Annotated in this window: 16 protein-coding genes; 9 read left to right on the top strand and 7 right to left on the bottom strand. The window is 71.6% G+C overall.

Going from position 1 to position 14,627, the window contains the following annotated elements; translation table 11 throughout:
- Positions 1-12: 12 nt before the first annotated feature.
- Positions 13-471 (bottom strand): hypothetical protein, encoded by a 459-nt coding sequence (locus ACH34T_RS33995; protein ID WP_396025062.1) that lies wholly within the window; start codon positions 469-471, stop codon positions 13-15.
- 205 nt (positions 472-676) lie between these two features.
- Here ACH34T_RS33995 and ACH34T_RS33990 point away from each other — a divergent pair, with 205 nt between their 5' ends.
- The 9 genes from ACH34T_RS33990 (at position 677) to ACH34T_RS33950 (ending at position 7,846) form a co-directional block, all read left to right on the top strand.
- On the top strand, positions 677-976 hold the full coding sequence (locus tag ACH34T_RS33990) for a hypothetical protein (RefSeq protein ID WP_396025061.1): 300 nt from the start codon (positions 677-679) through the stop codon (positions 974-976).
- 361 nt (positions 977-1,337) lie between these two features.
- The gene (locus ACH34T_RS33985; RefSeq protein WP_396025060.1) at positions 1,338-1,607 is read left to right on the top strand and encodes a hypothetical protein; all 270 of its coding nucleotides are present in this window, start codon (positions 1,338-1,340) and stop codon (positions 1,605-1,607) included.
- 100 nt (positions 1,608-1,707) lie between these two features.
- Entirely contained in the window at positions 1,708-1,833 is a 126-nt protein-coding gene (locus ACH34T_RS33980; protein WP_396025059.1) for a hypothetical protein, read from the top strand.
- A complete protein-coding gene (locus ACH34T_RS33975; RefSeq protein ID WP_396025058.1) occupies positions 1,830-2,909 on the top strand; it encodes a methyltransferase domain-containing protein in 1,080 nt (359 codons plus the stop codon). Before ACH34T_RS33980 ends, ACH34T_RS33975 begins: the two co-directional genes overlap by 4 nt.
- 50 nt (positions 2,910-2,959) lie before the next feature.
- Positions 2,960-3,292, top strand: a complete 333-nt coding sequence (locus ACH34T_RS33970; protein WP_396025057.1) for a winged helix-turn-helix transcriptional regulator — start codon at positions 2,960-2,962, stop codon at positions 3,290-3,292.
- Positions 3,293-3,441: 149 nt separating this feature from the next.
- A complete protein-coding gene (locus ACH34T_RS33965) occupies positions 3,442-4,680 on the top strand; it encodes an MFS transporter (protein ID WP_396025056.1) in 1,239 nt (412 codons plus the stop codon).
- Positions 4,681-4,725: 45 nt separating this feature from the next.
- Positions 4,726-6,057, top strand: a complete 1,332-nt coding sequence (locus ACH34T_RS33960) for an MFS transporter (RefSeq protein ID WP_396025055.1) — start codon at positions 4,726-4,728, stop codon at positions 6,055-6,057.
- Positions 6,054-7,409 carry a carotenoid oxygenase family protein gene (locus tag ACH34T_RS33955; protein WP_396025054.1) on the top strand — a complete coding sequence of 452 codons (1,356 nt, stop codon included), beginning with the start codon at positions 6,054-6,056 and terminating at the stop codon, positions 7,407-7,409. Before ACH34T_RS33960 ends, ACH34T_RS33955 begins: the two co-directional genes overlap by 4 nt.
- Positions 7,406-7,846, top strand: coding sequence for an SRPBCC family protein (locus tag ACH34T_RS33950; protein ID WP_396025053.1), 441 nt, complete (start codon positions 7,406-7,408; stop codon positions 7,844-7,846). The genes ACH34T_RS33955 and ACH34T_RS33950 overlap by 4 nt, the downstream gene beginning before the upstream one ends.
- Before the next feature lie 176 nt (positions 7,847-8,022).
- On the opposite strand, the gene ACH34T_RS33945 is transcribed toward ACH34T_RS33950, so the two are convergent.
- The 6 genes from ACH34T_RS33945 to ACH34T_RS33920 all read right to left on the bottom strand — a co-directional run bounded on the left by ACH34T_RS33945 (position 8,023) and on the right by ACH34T_RS33920 (position 14,524).
- Complete coding sequence (locus ACH34T_RS33945; protein ID WP_396025052.1) at positions 8,023-9,633, bottom strand: cation acetate symporter; 1,611 nt, start codon at positions 9,631-9,633, stop codon at positions 8,023-8,025.
- Positions 9,630-9,992 (bottom strand): DUF485 domain-containing protein, encoded by a 363-nt coding sequence (locus ACH34T_RS33940; RefSeq protein ID WP_396025051.1) that lies wholly within the window; start codon positions 9,990-9,992, stop codon positions 9,630-9,632. Before ACH34T_RS33940 ends, ACH34T_RS33945 begins: the two co-directional genes overlap by 4 nt.
- 157 nt (positions 9,993-10,149) lie before the next feature.
- Positions 10,150-11,880: a cation acetate symporter gene (locus tag ACH34T_RS33935; protein ID WP_396025050.1), complete on the bottom strand. Its 1,731-nt coding sequence runs from the start codon at positions 11,878-11,880 to the stop codon at positions 10,150-10,152.
- Complete coding sequence (locus ACH34T_RS33930) at positions 11,877-12,299, bottom strand: hypothetical protein (protein WP_396025049.1); 423 nt, start codon at positions 12,297-12,299, stop codon at positions 11,877-11,879. The genes ACH34T_RS33935 and ACH34T_RS33930 overlap by 4 nt, the downstream gene beginning before the upstream one ends.
- Before the next feature lie 167 nt (positions 12,300-12,466).
- Entirely contained in the window at positions 12,467-13,234 is a 768-nt protein-coding gene (locus tag ACH34T_RS33925) for a LytR/AlgR family response regulator transcription factor (protein WP_396025048.1), read from the bottom strand.
- 93 nt (positions 13,235-13,327) lie between these two features.
- Positions 13,328-14,524, bottom strand: a complete 1,197-nt coding sequence (locus tag ACH34T_RS33920; RefSeq protein ID WP_396025047.1) for a sensor histidine kinase — start codon at positions 14,522-14,524, stop codon at positions 13,328-13,330.
- Positions 14,525-14,627 lie beyond the last annotated feature (103 nt).

Here is a 14,627-nt window from a genome sequence, read left to right as displayed (position 1 = left end):
CCACCGCGGTTCTCAGACAGGCATCACCAATCGGGGTTTGTCTTGGTTTGCCGCATAGTCGAGCGTGTACCGGGTACCGCTCGATTGCGTCCCCCGGAGGGGGAAGCCAATGACGAAATCGCTGCGATCCACCATCCAGCGGTTGCGCGCGAAGTAGCCTTCGGCGTCGAGCGTGCCGTCAAGCTCGACCAATTCGGTGAGACGGCCCGCGTTCCGGACGGCCACCACAGCACGCCGAGCGTCGGGCGGCTGATCGGCCAGCCGGGCCGGAACGGCGACCACGATCTGCACTTCCGTCTCGTCGGCCAGCCAACGCAACGCGAGCGAGTCGATGCCGGACGCGCCGCCCAGGTGGAAACGGACACCATGCCGCGCGAACGGGCGGACGTACTCATCAAACGTCGCCCGATAATCGGTCAGTGCGCGATGGTCGGTCGAACGCGTACCGGTGATCGTCACGGCCTGCGGCATGTCCGTTCCTCATGTCACCAGATGTCATCTCCCCTTCCAGTGACGGACCCGATTCACTCAGTCACACGGAGGAGCTCATCCAGCCTGCCACTCCGGGAAGCGGCGAGTGAACGCCGATGACTCCCTCCACCAGAGAAGCGACGGCCCCGGGCTGGTGGGCGAACACCAGAGATCCGGGGCCTTGCCCGGAAGGTGACTCCGACCCATGGCAAATGGAATGAGTTCCCGCGACCCGCTTGCGGCGTTGGGGGCGCATCTGTCGGCGCGGCGGCTTGGGCTTGAGGTCGAGCTGACCGCGTCCGGGCTGCGTGTCGTGAATCCGGACGTGCCCGGTTGCTGTTCGGAGGTGGGGAGGCTTTCGGACGTGGTCACGTGCCGTCCGAGGTCGGAGGACGGTGAGCGGGACTGGTTCTTCACGTCCTGGAATGAGCCCGTCGCCGAGGCGGGGCGCATCACCGACGCGGCCTTGTTCATCGTCGGCTATCTGCATGGGGCGAGCCGGTGACGGCGCCTTGGGCGGTGGTCGAGCTGGAGCCCGAGCGGGTGGCGGCCGAGCTGGCGCGCAGGTTTCCTGGCGTGTCGGCTTGGTTGGGCGAGTACACCGGGAATTGGTGGGCGCTCGTGTGTGACCGCGCCGGGCGTCACTGGCTCGTCGAGGCCTCGACGCCGGGTGGGCTGGCCGAGCGGATCGCCGAGCTGCGGCGGCCCGTGCCGCATCTTGTGCCGAGGTATTCGCGGGATCAACTGGTCGCGGTGGCCCCGCGCGTTCAGCCGGTTCCTGCGCGACGCCGTCGTCCGGTCTGTCGGGCGTGGGTGCGGGCTGCGCTGGGCGGGCTCGTCGCCATACGACCAGGAGAGACATGCTGATGGGCGAGATCTTCGGCCCGGCCGAGCGGTTGCACGCGGCCGTTCGCAGGCGGGCGCCGCGGATCGCGGTCTCGGTCGTCCGGGACGAGGAAGCGGGCCTCAGCCGGGTCAGCGTCACCTACCGGGGCGAGGGGCCGAGGCTGATCGGCTGGGACGGCTCGTCCTACACCTGGCACGACGGCCCTTATCGGGGTCTCTCGATCGGCGCGGACGCCGAGGAGGTCGCCGACTGCGTCGCCGCGACCCTCGGCGCGAACCGGCCGCATTAGAGCTGGGGGCGGCGCGGCGGCAACCCCCCAGACGCCGCGCCGCCTCCACCCACACACGTGCGCGGTAACGGGCCGCGTCGGATAGGGAGGAGTTGGCAGGATGGGCAGCCGGGACAAGGGCAACAGCGACGACAAGACCAGCACCGACGGGAACAAGCCGCAGGGCGGTTCCCGCGGTGGCGGCGACAAGAGCGACGGCAACCCCAACGACGGGAAGCGTTCGTGACCGACTGGCACAACGTGATCGGGTCGGTGCCCCGGAGTTCGTTCACACCCGATGTGGTGTGGGCTGACCTGGGGCCCGGCCCTTGGGCACGTGTCGACCGCGCCGCCGACCCCGGCGAGTGGGAACGGGTCGTGGCGCTCGATCAGCCGCTCGTCACCCAGTTCGAGGACGGGAAGGCAGAGGGCGAGGGGCTGGCCACCTCGTCGCTGTCCATGCCGGAGATGGTCGTCGGGTTCCTGGAGCAGCTCGATCCGTACGATCACCATCGGGTCTTGGAGATCGGCACGGGGTCCGGCTGGACGGCCGCGCTGCTCTCGGCCCGAGTGGGGGCCGAGAACGTCACCACGGTGGAGATCTCGCCGGAGCTCGCCGTCCGGGCCGGTGAGCGGCTCCGGGCGGCTGGATTCGCGCCGCGTGTGGTCGTCGGCGACGGCGCGGAGGGCTGGGCGGACGGTGCTCCGTACGATCGGGTGCACGCCACGTGCGCGGTGTCCCGCGTCCCCTATGCCTGGGTCGAGCAGACGCGGGTGGGCGGCGTGATCGTGACACCGTTCAGCGCCGGTTACGGGTACGGCGCGGTCCTTCGCCTTGACGTACTGGACGACGGGACGGCGGTGGGTCGGTTCGGTGGGTCGGCGGATTACATGCTTTTGCGTTCGCAGCGTCCTGCCGGTGGGGCGGCGCGGACGTGGGCGCGGGCGGCGGAGCGGGACGTCCGGGTGCGGCGGACGCGGCTCGATCCGCGGGCGTTGCGCTACGGGCCGGTGAGTGTGGATCTCGCCGTTGCCGCGATGGTGCCCGGTGTGGTCTCGCGGTTCTACTCCGACGCCGACGGGGCCACGCTGTGGGTTCTGGAGCGTGACGATCATCGCGGGTCGTGGGCTTCGGTGGAGTACGAGCCAGGTCAGGCCGACTTCGAGGTTCAGCAGGCTGGTGACCGATCGCTCTGGGACGAGACCGAGGACGCCTACCTGCGGTGGCTGAGGTGGGGGCGGCCCGACATCACCAGGTTCGGGATGACCGTCGGCGCGGACGCTCAGAGGGTGTGGCTGGACGAGCCCGGCAATCCCGTCTGAGGTTGCTGCTTACTATTGCCGAGTCACTTACTATTCCTTAGTATGGGCGCGTGGACATCACTGACAGCGCGTTCTGCCCGCGGTACCACCGGGCCGTGGAGGTCATCGGGAAGCGGTGGACCGGTGCGATCCTGCGGGCCATGCTCCTGGACGTCACGCGGTTCGGCGACCTGCGCGGAGTCGTGCCGGGGCTGAGCGACCGCATGCTGGCCGAGCGGCTGAAAGAGCTCCAGGACGAAGGAATCGTGGAGCGGATCGTGCATGACGAGACCCCCGTGCGGATCGAGTACCGGCTGACGGAGAAGGGGCTTGAGCTGCACGACGCGGTCTACGCGTTGAGCCGCTGGGCCGACCGCTGGGTCCCGCTCGAAGTGACCACGTGACCTGACCCCGAGCACGTCAACCACATATCGACCTCGTCCGGCGGGGCCTGAGCGCCCGCCGTAGGACGAGCCTCGCCGGGTGAGCCTGCCCGATCGCGAGGCGATCAGTGCTGCCCGGAATTCGTCCGTCCAGAAATACGGAGGCCATTGTGTCCCTGCCCGACGCACCATCCGACGAGGCGCGGCGGACCACGCTGCGAATGTGGTTGAGCGTGCTCACCGTGTCGGTGGGCATCTTCTCGATGATCACCGCTGAGCAGTTGCCGGTCGGGCTGATCCCGGCGATCTCCGACCGGCTGGGGGTGTCGGTCGGGATGGCCGGACTGACGGTCACCGTGCCCGGTGTGGTCGCGGCGGTCGCGTCGGTCGCGCTGCCGCTGGCGGTCGGCAGGCTCGACCGGCGGGTGCTGCTGGTGGGACTGCTCGCGGTGATGGCGGTGGCGAGCGCGGTCTCGGCGCTCGCCCCGAACTTCGGCGTGCTGCTGGCGTCCAGGCTGCTCGTCGGGATCACCATCGGCGGGTTCTGGGCGACCGCGGGCAGCCTCGCCGTGCGGCTGGTGCCCGCACCTTCGGTGCCGCGGGCGATGGTGCTGATCTTCGGCGGGGTCGGGGCCGCGGCGGTGCTGGGCGTGCCGGTCGGGACGATGATCGGTGAGCTGGTGGGGTGGCGCGGCGCGTTCTGGTCGCTGACGGGGTTGAGCGTGGTGGTGCTGGTCGCGGCGATCGTCCTGCTTCCGGCGCTTCCGGCGGCGGAGCCGGTGCGGTTGCGGGCGCTGCGGGAGCAGTTGCGCAATCCGGTGCTGGTGGCGGGGATCGCCGCGACCGCGCTGCTCGTCGCCGGGCACTACGGCGCGTACACGTTCGTGAGCCCCGTCTTGCAGGACGTGTCCGGGATCAGCGCCGGGGTCATCGGGCCGCTGCTGCTCGGGTACGGGATCCTCGGCATGATCGGCAACGCGGTCGGTGGGCCGAGGGCGGCCCGGGCGGCGGGACGCACCACGGCTGTCATCGTGATCGTGCTCGGCGCCGCGCTGGTGCTGTTCCCGCTGCTCGGCACGACACCCTGGACAGGCGCGGCGCTGCTGTTCGTGTGGGGGCTCGCCTATGGCGCGGCGCCGGTGACCTTGCAGACCTGGACGATGAGCGCCGCACCCGGGAGCGCGGAGGCGGCGACGGCGATCTACTGCTTCGTGTTCAACCTCGCCATCGCGTTCGGCGCGCTGGCCGGGAGCGTGGTGGTCGACGCCGCGGGGGTCGAGACCATGCTGTGGGTCGGGGCGGCGCTGGTGCTGCTCGTCCTGGTTACCGTGCGGCGGGCCCCGGAGGCGGCGGCGAGCGGGCAGGTCGCCACTGTGTCCGTGGAACGGCCCGACGTGAAGAGTAGGTGATTTCTGCCGACGCGAGCGCGGGCGCCGCCGTGTGATCTTGGGTCTATGAGTAGGCCCGCGCAGAGCAGGTTCGGCCCGTGGACGGTGCTGACCGTCCTGGCCACGGCCCAGTTCCTCGTGGTGCTGAGCACCTCGATCGTGAACGTCGCGCTCCCGCAGATCCGGACCGGTCTCGGGCTCGGCTCCACGGGGCTGTCGTGGGTCGTCAACGCCTACGTCCTCGTCTTCGGGGCGTTGCTGCTGTTCGGGGGCCGTTCGGGCGACGTGTTCGGGCTGCGCCGCGTGTTCCTGTCCGGTGTCGGGTTGTTCGCAGTGTCCTCGCTGGCCGCCGGGCTGGCGGACGGGCCCGCAACGCTCATCGCGGCACGGGCCGTCCAGGGTGTCGGGGCGGCGCTGCTGGCTCCGACGGCGCTGGCGCTGGTGCTGACCCAGTTCTCCGACGTGAAAGGACGCGGCACCGCTCTTGGTGTGTGGGGCGCCGTGTCGGGGGCGGGCGGCGCGGCCGGGGTGCTGCTCGGCGGGGTGCTCACCGGCCTCTACGGGTGGCGCGCGGTGTTCTTCGTCATGGTCCCCGGCGCGGTCGCCGTGCTGGCGGCGACCTGGCTGCTGCTGCCCGCCGACCGTCCCCGCGGCGGACGCCTCGACCTCCCGGGCTCGCTGACCGTGACGGCCGGGCTGGTCGCGCTGACCTACGGCCTGGCCGACGGGCTGTGGGGTGTGGTCGCCGCCGGGGTTGTCCTGCTGGCCGGATTCGTCGTGCTGCAACGGCGGACCGTAGATCCGCTGGTGCCCGGGCGGATCTTCCGCGTCGGGTCGGTGACCAGCGCGAACGTCCTGATGACGATGCTCGGCGCGGTGTGGCTCGGCCTGTTCTTCTTCCTGCCGCTCTACCAGCAGCGGACGCTCGGCTACGGCCCCGTCGAGGTGGGGGTCACCCAGCTGCCGCTCGCATTGATGATCACCGTGTCGTCGTGGGCGACGCCGCGGCTCGCGGCCCGATTCCCCGGCTGGGCCGTCCTTGCGGGCGGGCTGCTGCTGCTGGCGGCCGGGCTGGCGTGGCTGTCGCCCGTCCCCGCGGACGGCTCCTTCCTGACCACCCTGCTCGGCCCCTCGCTGCTCGTCGGCGCCGGGGTCGGGACGGCGTTCGTCCAGCTCACCGCGCTCTCCACGGCCGGCGTCCCGGCCGCCGACGCCGGGCTCGCCGGCGGGCTGGTCAACGCCACCCGGCAGATCGGCGGTGCGGTCGGGCTGGCCGCGCTGACCGCGATCTCCGACTCCGGCGGGTACGGGCCCGCGTTCCTGGCGTCCGCCTGCCTCGCCCTGCTGACCGCACTGCTGTCCACCGTCGTCCTCACCCGAAGGGAACCCGCGTCATGACCTCCGTGCCGTACATCAGCGGCCACTACGCCCCCATGGCCGACGAGCACACGGCGACCGAACTCCGGATCCGGGGCGCGCTCCCGCCGGAGCTGAACGGCCGGTACCTCCGCAACGGCCACAACCCGAAGCCGGGCGTCACCCCGACCCACTGGTTCCGCGGCAGCGGCATGCTCCACGGCGTCCGGCTGCGGGACGGCCGCGCCGAGTGGTACCGCAACCGCTGGGTGCACACCCCGGCCTTCGACCGCGACGCGCCGCTCATCCGCCCGGACGGGTCGATCGACCTGACCGCCAGCGTCGCCGGAACCCACATCGTCGAGCACGCCGGACGCTACCTCGCCCTCCAGGAGGCCAACCTGCCGTTCGAGGTGGACCGCGACCTCGGCACCGTCGGCGCGTACGACTTCGGCGGCGCGCTGACCACCGCGATGACCGCCCACCCCAAACACGACCCGGACACCGGCGAGCTGCACTTCTTCGCGTACTCGCCCGTCCCGCCGCACGTGGTCTACTACGTCGCGTCCGCCGCCGGGGAGCTGGTCCGCATGGACTCCGTGGACGGCGCCGGGACGTCCCTGATGCACGACTTCGCCGTCACCGAGAACCATGTCGTCTGGCTCGACCTGCCGGTCGTGTTCGACCCGTCCGAGCAGTCCGGCATCCCGTACAGCTGGAGCGACGACTACGCCCCGCGCATCGGCGTCATGCCCCGGACCGGCGACGCCGTCCCCACCTGGTTCGACGTCACCCCCGCCGCCCTCCTGCACGTCTCCAACGCCTTCGAGGACGCCGCCGGGCGCATCGTGCTCGACGGCCCCCGCTACGACCGCGCGGCCTGGGAGACCAGCTGGAAATGGTGGACGGCCGCGCCCGGGCACCCCGCCGTCCCCGTCACCGGCGCGATCAACTCCCGGTGGACGCTCGACCCGTCCACCGGGAAGGCGGGCGAGGAGGCGCTCGACGACCTGATCACCGAGTTCCCCACCATCAACGACGACCACCTCGGCCGTACCAACCGCTACGCCTACGCGGTCGCCTTCCCCGGCGCCGGACTGGACGAGTACGGCCTGGTCAAATACGACACCTCGACCGGTGCCCGCCAGGTCTGGCCCGCCGGGCCCGGCGTGCTGCCGGGCGAGGCGGTCTTCGTGCCCGCCGAGGGCGGCGCCGCCGAGGACGACGGCTACCTGCTGACGATCACCAGCGATCTCGGGCGCGACGCGTCCGAGCTGCTCGTCCTCGACGCGCGCGACCTGAGCGCGCCCGCGATCGCCGCCGTCGAACTGCCCCGCAGGGTGCCGTCCGGCATCCACGGCTCCTGGATCCCCGACCCGGAGGACGCCTCGTGATCACCGGGATCGACAGCGGCGCCCCGGTCGTCGTCCGCCTCGACACGACCATCGACGCCCCGCTCCAGGACGTCTGGGCCCGGCACACCGACGTCAACGCCTGGCCCTCCTGGCAGCCCGACATCACCACCGCCCGCATCAACAGCCCGCTGACACAGGGAACCGTCTTCACCTGGAGTACCGCGGGGATGGAGATCGCCTCCACCGTTTACGCGGTCGAACGTCCGCACCGCGTCCTCTGGGGCGGCCCCTCGCACGGGATCACCGGCGTCCACCTGTGGACGTTCGGCGAACGCGACGGCGTCGTGCACGTCCACACCGAGGAGTCGTGGGACGGCGAACCCGTCCGCGCCGACATCGAGGCCATGCGGACCGCGCTGGAAAACTCCCTCGTCGCCTGGCTCGCGCACCTCAAGGCGGCCAGCGAGAAGGCGTGACAGGCGCGACGGTGACCGGCACGGCGCGTCCCCCTGACGTCCGCTGAGCGTCAGGGGGACGCGGGTGCGGGAGCGGCCCCGTCCCGGGAGGTACGGGGACGGGGCCGCGGGGCCGCGCGGGGCCGGGCGACGGTCGCCCGCGCGGCAGGTGTTCCACTGTGAGGCGAACCAGCGGGTCAGTGCTTGGTCGCCGCCTCGGCGCCCGCGCCGGTCAAGGAGCGGACCTCGATCTCCGCGTACTTCTCGGCGTTGTACTCCTTGGTGAGGACCGTCCCGAGCCAGCCGCACACGAAGCCGATCGGGATGGAAACGATCCCCGGGTTCTCCAGCGGGAACCAGTGGAAGTCGACATCGGTGAACAGGGCCTTCTCGGAGCCGGACACGACCGGGGAGAAGGTCACGAAGAAGATCGCGGAACCGAGGCCGCCGTAGATGGCGGCGACGGCGCCCGCCGTGTTGAACCGCTTCCAGAACAGGCTGTAGAGGAGTGCGGGCAGGTTCCCGGACGCGGCGACCGCGAACGCCAGCGCGACGAGGAACGCGACGTTCAGCCGCTGCGCGTAGATCCCGAGGACGATCGCGACGGCCCCGATGACGAACGCGGAGATCCGGGCGACGCGGACCTCCTCCCGCTCGGTGGCCTTGCCCTTGCGGAACACGTGGGCGTACAGGTCGTGCGAGAAGGACGACGACGACGCCAGCGTGAGCCCGGACACGACCGCGAGGATCGTCGCGAACGCCACCGCCGCGATGATCGCCAGCAGGATGGTGCCGCCCGCGTCGCCGAACACTATGTCGCCGATCTTCTCGGCGAGCTGCGGTGCGGCGGTATTGCCCGCCGGATTCTCCTTCGCGATGTCCTTGCTGCCGACGAGGGCGGCGGCGCCGAAACCGAGGACGAGGGTCAGCAGGTAGAAGGCGCCGATGATGCCGATGCCCCACAGCACCGACTTGCGGGCGTCGCGCGACGTCGGGACCGTGTAGAAGCGGATCAGGATGTGCGGCAGCCCGGCGGTGCCGAGGACGAGCGCCAGCCCGAGGCTGATCAGGTCGAGCTTGCCCTCCAGGCCCTGCGCCTCGGTGCCGTAGCGGAGGCCGGGCTCCAGGAAGTCCTTGCCCTTGCCGCTCTGGTCGGCCGCGTCGTTCAGCAGCGACGACAGGTTGAAGCCGAACTCGCTCAGCACGAGGACCGTGATGAGGGTCGCGCCGGTCATCAGCAGGACGGCCTTGACGATCTGCACCCAGGTGGTGCCCTTCATGCCGCCGAACACGACGTACACGATCATCAGGACGCCGACCAGCGCGATCGTGGCGCCCTTCGCGAAGTCGCTGGTGAAGCCGAACAGCAGCGAGACGAGCGCGCCCGCGCCGACCATCTGCGCCAGCAGGTAGAAGATCGACACGACGATGGTGGAGACGCCGGCGGCGGTGCGGACGGGCCGCGGGCTCATCCGGAACGCCAGCACGTCCGCCATCGTGAACCGGCCCGAGTTCCGCAGCAGCTCCGCGATCAGCAGCAGCGCCACGAGCCACGCGACGAGGAACCCGATCGAGTACAGGAACCCGTCGTAGCCGTACAGGGCGATCAGCCCGGCGATGCCGAGGAAGGACGCGGCGGACATGTAGTCGCCGCCGATCGCGAGGCCGTTCTGGACGCCGGAGAAGTTGCGTCCGCCGGCGTAGAAGTCGGAGGCGTCCTTGGTGTTCCGGCTCGCCCAGACCGTGATCATCAGCGTCGCGGCGACGAACGTGAGGAACAGGATGATCGACAGGGTTTCACTGCTCATCGGGCGTCCCCCACCTTCCCGGCGTCGCCGGCCTCGTCCGCCTCGATGGCGGCGCGGATCTTGTCGGCGGCCGGATCGAAGCGGCGTTCCGCGTACCGCGAGTACCACCACGCGATGAGGAACGTCGACAGGAACTGGAGGAGGCCGAACACGAGCGCGACGTTGACGGCACCGAGCACCTCGGTGCCCATGAAGCCGCGCGCCCACCCCGAGAGGACGACATAGAGCAGGTACCAGCTGAGGAACGCCGCGGTCATCGGAAACACGAATCGGCGGAATCTACGTCGGAGCTCTTGGAACTCCGTGCTGCCCTGGAACCGTTCATAGACGGTCCCTGAGGCACTCTTATCGACGGACACGACCGCCCCTCCTCTGTAGTGACGCCGGTCACGCGCCACGCTAAGGAGAGTGTCGGTGCGGGCGAAGGGGACCGGCGGGAAGGTGCGGTCAGCTGCCACTCATCGTCGCTGGTCTGCGTCCCGTGTCGGTGAACGGTCCGTTTGGCGCGATGAACGGTCACACCCGTTTCGGCCGCCACGTGCCGCGGTCGACGTCCAGTGTCTCGGGCGTGTGCAGGCGCACCATCATCCGCGCGACGCCGGCCGGGACGCGTCCCGGCGTGCACCACGACACGACGATCATGACGGTGAACGCGATGGGAACCGTCCAGGCGGCGGGTTCGGAGAGCATCGCGCCGGCGAACCCGGCCGGCGGGCCCGCCGCGATCGTCACGATGACGGCGGTGCCCGCGAGCAGGCCGCCGGTGACGAGGCCCGCGAGCGCGCCAGGGACGGTCAGCCGCCGCCACCACACCCCGAGGACGAGCAGCGGGCAGAACGTGGACGCGGCGACCGCGAACGCGAGCCCGACGACGTCGGCGACGGCGAGGTGCCGGGCCGCGATCGCCAGCCCCAGCGGGACGACGAGCGCGAGCAGCGTCGCCACCCGGAACGAGCGGACGCCGCCGCGCAGGATGTCCTGCGCCAGCACCCCGGCGACGGACACGGTGATCCCCGACGACGTGGACAGGAACGCCGCGACCGCGCCGCCCGTCACGAGCGCGCCGAGCAGGTCGCCGCCGACGCCGCCGATGAGCCGTCCGGGGAGGGTGAGGACGACGGCGTCCGCCCGTCCGGTCATCAGCAGTTCCGGCGTGTAGAGGCGTCCGAGGACGCCGTACAGGGCCGGGAACAGGTAGAACGCGCCGAGCAGCGACAGCACCATCACGGTCGTTCGGCGCGCGGCCCGCCCGTCGGGGTTGGTGTAGAAGCGGACGAGCACGTGCGGCAGGCCCATCGTCCCGAGGAACGTGGCGAGGATCAGCGAGTACGTGGCGTAGAGGGAGTGCTCGCGGCCGTCCAGCGGCAGGGCCCAGTCGTGGTCGGTGGTGACGGGACTGCCGGTGACGTGCGGGACGCCGGCGCCCGCGGGGAAGGTGACGGACGTGTCCTCGTCGAAATGGTGCCGCCCGGGGTTCAGGGTCAGCGGGGCGTCGCGGTGGTCGCGTCCGTCGACGCGGCCGTCGACGACGACGTGGACGGGCGCGGTGACGTCGACGGTGACGGCCGTCCCGACGGCGACGGTGGTGCGGTCGCCGAACCGCGGCGGCTCGTCCGACGACAGGCCGGGCGCGCCGTCGTACCGCCACGCCAGCAGCAGGAAGATCAGCGGGACGGTGAGCGCGGTCAGCTTCATCCAGTACTGGAACGCCTGCACGAGCGTGACGCTGCGCATGCCGCCGACCAGCACGTTCACGGCGACGACGACGGCGACGAGGACGCCGCCCGTCCAGACCGGGGCGCCGGTGACCGTCCGCAGGACCAGCCCGGCGCTCTGGAACTGCGGCAGCAGGTACAGCCAGCTGATCAGCACCACGAGGACGGACGCGACGCGCCGCACCGCCATGGACTCCAGCCGCGCCTCAGCGAAGTCCGGCAGCGTGTACGCGCCGGAGCGCCGCAGCGGCGCCGACACCAGGACGAGCAGCACCAGGTAGCCGCCCGTCCAGCCGACGGGGAGCCACAGCATGTCGGCGCCGTAGGCGAGGATCAGGCCGGCGATGCCGAGGAACGACGCGGCCGACAGGTACTCGCCGCCGATCGCGGACGCGTTCCGCAGCGGTGTCACCGTCCGGGACGCGACGTAGAAGTCCGACGTCGTCCGCGAGATGCGAACGCCGAGCACCCCGATGAGGACGGTGGCGACGACGACCAGCAGGACGCCCGCGAGCCCGTACGCGGCGTTCATGCCCGGTCTTTTCCGGGGGGTGCGGGGGGTCGTCGCCCCACACCAGACCTGTCGTCGTTCTCGGGGGCCGAGGCGCGGTCGACGAGCTCGGCGAAGTCGGCCTCGTTGCGTTCGGCCTGCCGGACGTACCACCAGCCGCAGCCGACGAACCACGGGTAGATCAGCCCGCCGAGCAGCACCCACGGCAGCGGGACGCCCAGCACCTCCTGCTCGCGGACCGCGGGGACCGTCGCGAACAGCAGCGGCAGCCCCGCCACGACCACGGCGAGGACCAGGCACAGCCGTATCGCCAGCCGGAGCTGCGTGCGGACCAGCGACCGCATGTACGCCTCGCCCAGCCCGGTCTGCTCGTCGATCTCCCGCGTGACGGGGTAGCGGGGACGGCGGACGGTCCGCGTCCGCGGCCCGGTCACCAGCACCCGCCCCTTCTTGGGAACCGATGCCTCGGCGGGAGACCGGCTTTCTCCGGAAAGCGCGGCCTCCGCGGGAGTCCGGCTTTCTTCGGTGAGGGCGGCCTCGGCGGGAGGGCGGCTCGGCGCGGCCTCCGCCGGGCGTTCGCCGGCGGCGACCGGACGCTCGCCGGGGCTCAGTTCGACCGCCTCGCCCTGCGGACCAGCAGGTCGCGCAACTCCCGCACATGGCGGCGGCTCACCGGCAGCTCCGCGCCGCCGACCAGGACGGTGCAGCGCCCCGAGTCCAGCCGCAGCTCCGAGATCGCCGACAGCGCGACCAAATGGCTGCGGTGCACCCGCACGAATCCCGCACCGCTCCACCGCTCGCTCAGCGCCGCCAGCGGGATGCGCACCAGATGGCTCCCGCCGGACGTGTGCAGCCGCGCGTAGTCGCCCTGCGCCTCGACGTACAGCACCTCGGCGGGCGTCACGAACCGGGTGACGCCGCCGAGCTCGACGGGCATCGGCTCGGGCTCCGACGACGGGGCGAGCGCGGGCTCGCCGTCGTCCTCCATCCACTCCTCGGCCGCCTCGGTGACGCGCCTGATCGCCTCGCTCAGCCGCTCGGGACGCACCGGCTTGAGGATGTAGTCCGTCGCCTTGATCTCGAACGCGTCGACCGCGTGCCCCTCGTACGCGGTGACGTAGACGATCTGCGGCGCGCGTGCGAACTGCGCCAGCACGCGGCCGAGGACCGTGCCGTCCAGGCCCGGCATCCGGATGTCGAGGAACACGGCGGCGATGGGCCGCCCCTCCGCGAGCGCCCGGTCGAGCTTGCGGAGCGCCGCGGCGCCGTCCCGCGCCGTGTGGATCTCGCCGATCCGCGAATCGGCGCGCAGGAGGTGGACGAGGTCGTCCAGCGCGGGCGCCTCGTCATCGACCGCAAGGACACGCAGGACCACCGCAAACCCCGCCCTTCGTGTGCCGCCCGCCACATTCCAGTAAAAGCAGGCTCACGAGTCAAGGGGCAGGACGCCCCTCACCTGCCCGATTCGTCATGACGCGGTGACGCCGGGACGGTATTTCGGGACGCGCACGGTCACCTTCGTCCCGGCGCCCGGCCCGGTTTCGACGGCGAGACCGTACTCGTCGCCGTACACCTGGCGGAGCCGCGCGTCGACGTTCGCGAGGCCGATTCCGGCCGCCTCTCCGTCGCCGTCGACCGTGCGCCCCTCGCCGGACAGCAGCCGCCGGACGTCGTCGGGCTCCATGCCGATGCCGTCGTCGTCCACGCTGATCACGCAGTCGGATCCGGCGTCCTCGGCGACGATCGTGATGAGGCCGGGCTCCGACCTGTCCTGCAGCCCGTGCCGGACGGCGTTCTCCACGAGCGGCTGCAGGCACAGGAACGGCACCGCGACCGGCAGCACCTCGGGCGCGATCCGCAGCGTGACCCGCAACTGCTCCCCGAACCGGGCGCGTTGCAGCAGCAGGTACCGGTCAATGGACCGCAATTCCTCGGCGAGCGTCGTGAAATCGCCGTGCCGCCGGAACGAGTAGCGGGTGAACCCGGCGAACTCCAGCAGCAGCTCCCGCGCCCGCTCCGGGTCCGACCGGACGAACGACGCGATCGTGGTCAGCGAGTTGTAGATGAAGTGCGGCGAGATCTGCGCCCGCAGCGCCCGCATCTCGGCCTCCACCAGCAGCGTCCGGGAGTCGTCGAGTTCGGCGAGTTCGAGTTGGGCGTCCACCCATTGGGCGACCTCTTCGGCGGCGCGGATCAGCCCGGCGGGGACCTCGTCGCCGTACGCGGCGAGCGTCCCGACGACGCGGTCGTCGGTGGCGAGCGGCACCACCACGACCCGCCGGATCGGGCAGTCGAGCCGGTCGCAGACCACGTCGTGGACCTGGGTGCGTCCGCTCGCGAGCGTGGCCTCGGTGTGGCCCGGGCCCTCGTCCGCGTGGTGGTCGTGCTCGCCGTCCCAGGCGAGCAGGCGCTTCCCGTCCGTGATCGCCAGCGCGGCGCAGCCGAGCAGCGCCCGCAGGTGCCGCGCGGCCTTCTGCGCGCCCTGCTCGGTCAGCCCGGCCCGGAACGCGGGCGCGGCCCGCGACGCGGTGTGCAGCGTCTCGAACGTCGCGCGCCGCGCGGGTCCGCCGAGGTCGCCGCCCCGGCCGCCCTGCCGCCGCCACCACACCAGCGCCGGGACCCACGTCAGCAGCAGCGTCGCGATGACGGCTATGCCCACATTCATACGGCGAAGTTACGCGGTGGCGCGCCATTCCCGGGAGGGGTCCCGTGCCGTCCCTGCCACCGTGACGGCGGAACAGCGGCACGGCGGAATCGGAGGGGGCACG

Source organism: Actinomadura sp. 9N215, from assembly GCF_044326345.1.
GTDB lineage: Bacteria > Actinomycetota > Actinomycetes > Streptosporangiales > Streptosporangiaceae > Spirillospora.
This window is presented reverse-complemented; position numbering and strand designations above follow the sequence as displayed.

What these genes read in the sequence shown, in the direction of transcription:
- ACH34T_RS33995 (WP_396025062.1), bottom strand. Translation starts at nt 471, where the DNA reads ATGCCGCAGGCCGTGACGATCACCGGTACGCGTTCGACCGACCATCGC.
- ACH34T_RS33990 (WP_396025061.1), top strand. Translation starts at nt 677, where the DNA reads ATGGCAAATGGAATGAGTTCCCGCGACCCGCTTGCGGCGTTGGGGGCG.
- ACH34T_RS33985 (WP_396025060.1), top strand. Translation starts at nt 1,338, where the DNA reads ATGGGCGAGATCTTCGGCCCGGCCGAGCGGTTGCACGCGGCCGTTCGC.
- ACH34T_RS33980 (WP_396025059.1), top strand. Translation starts at nt 1,708, where the DNA reads ATGGGCAGCCGGGACAAGGGCAACAGCGACGACAAGACCAGCACCGAC.
- ACH34T_RS33960 (WP_396025055.1), top strand. Translation starts at nt 4,726, where the DNA reads ATGAGTAGGCCCGCGCAGAGCAGGTTCGGCCCGTGGACGGTGCTGACC.
- ACH34T_RS33955 (WP_396025054.1), top strand. Translation starts at nt 6,054, where the DNA reads ATGACCTCCGTGCCGTACATCAGCGGCCACTACGCCCCCATGGCCGAC.
- ACH34T_RS33945 (WP_396025052.1), bottom strand. Translation starts at nt 9,633, where the DNA reads ATGAGCAGTGAAACCCTGTCGATCATCCTGTTCCTCACGTTCGTCGCC.
- ACH34T_RS33935 (WP_396025050.1), bottom strand. Translation starts at nt 11,880, where the DNA reads ATGAACGCCGCGTACGGGCTCGCGGGCGTCCTGCTGGTCGTCGTCGCC.
- ACH34T_RS33920 (WP_396025047.1), bottom strand. Translation starts at nt 14,524, where the DNA reads ATGAATGTGGGCATAGCCGTCATCGCGACGCTGCTGCTGACGTGGGTC.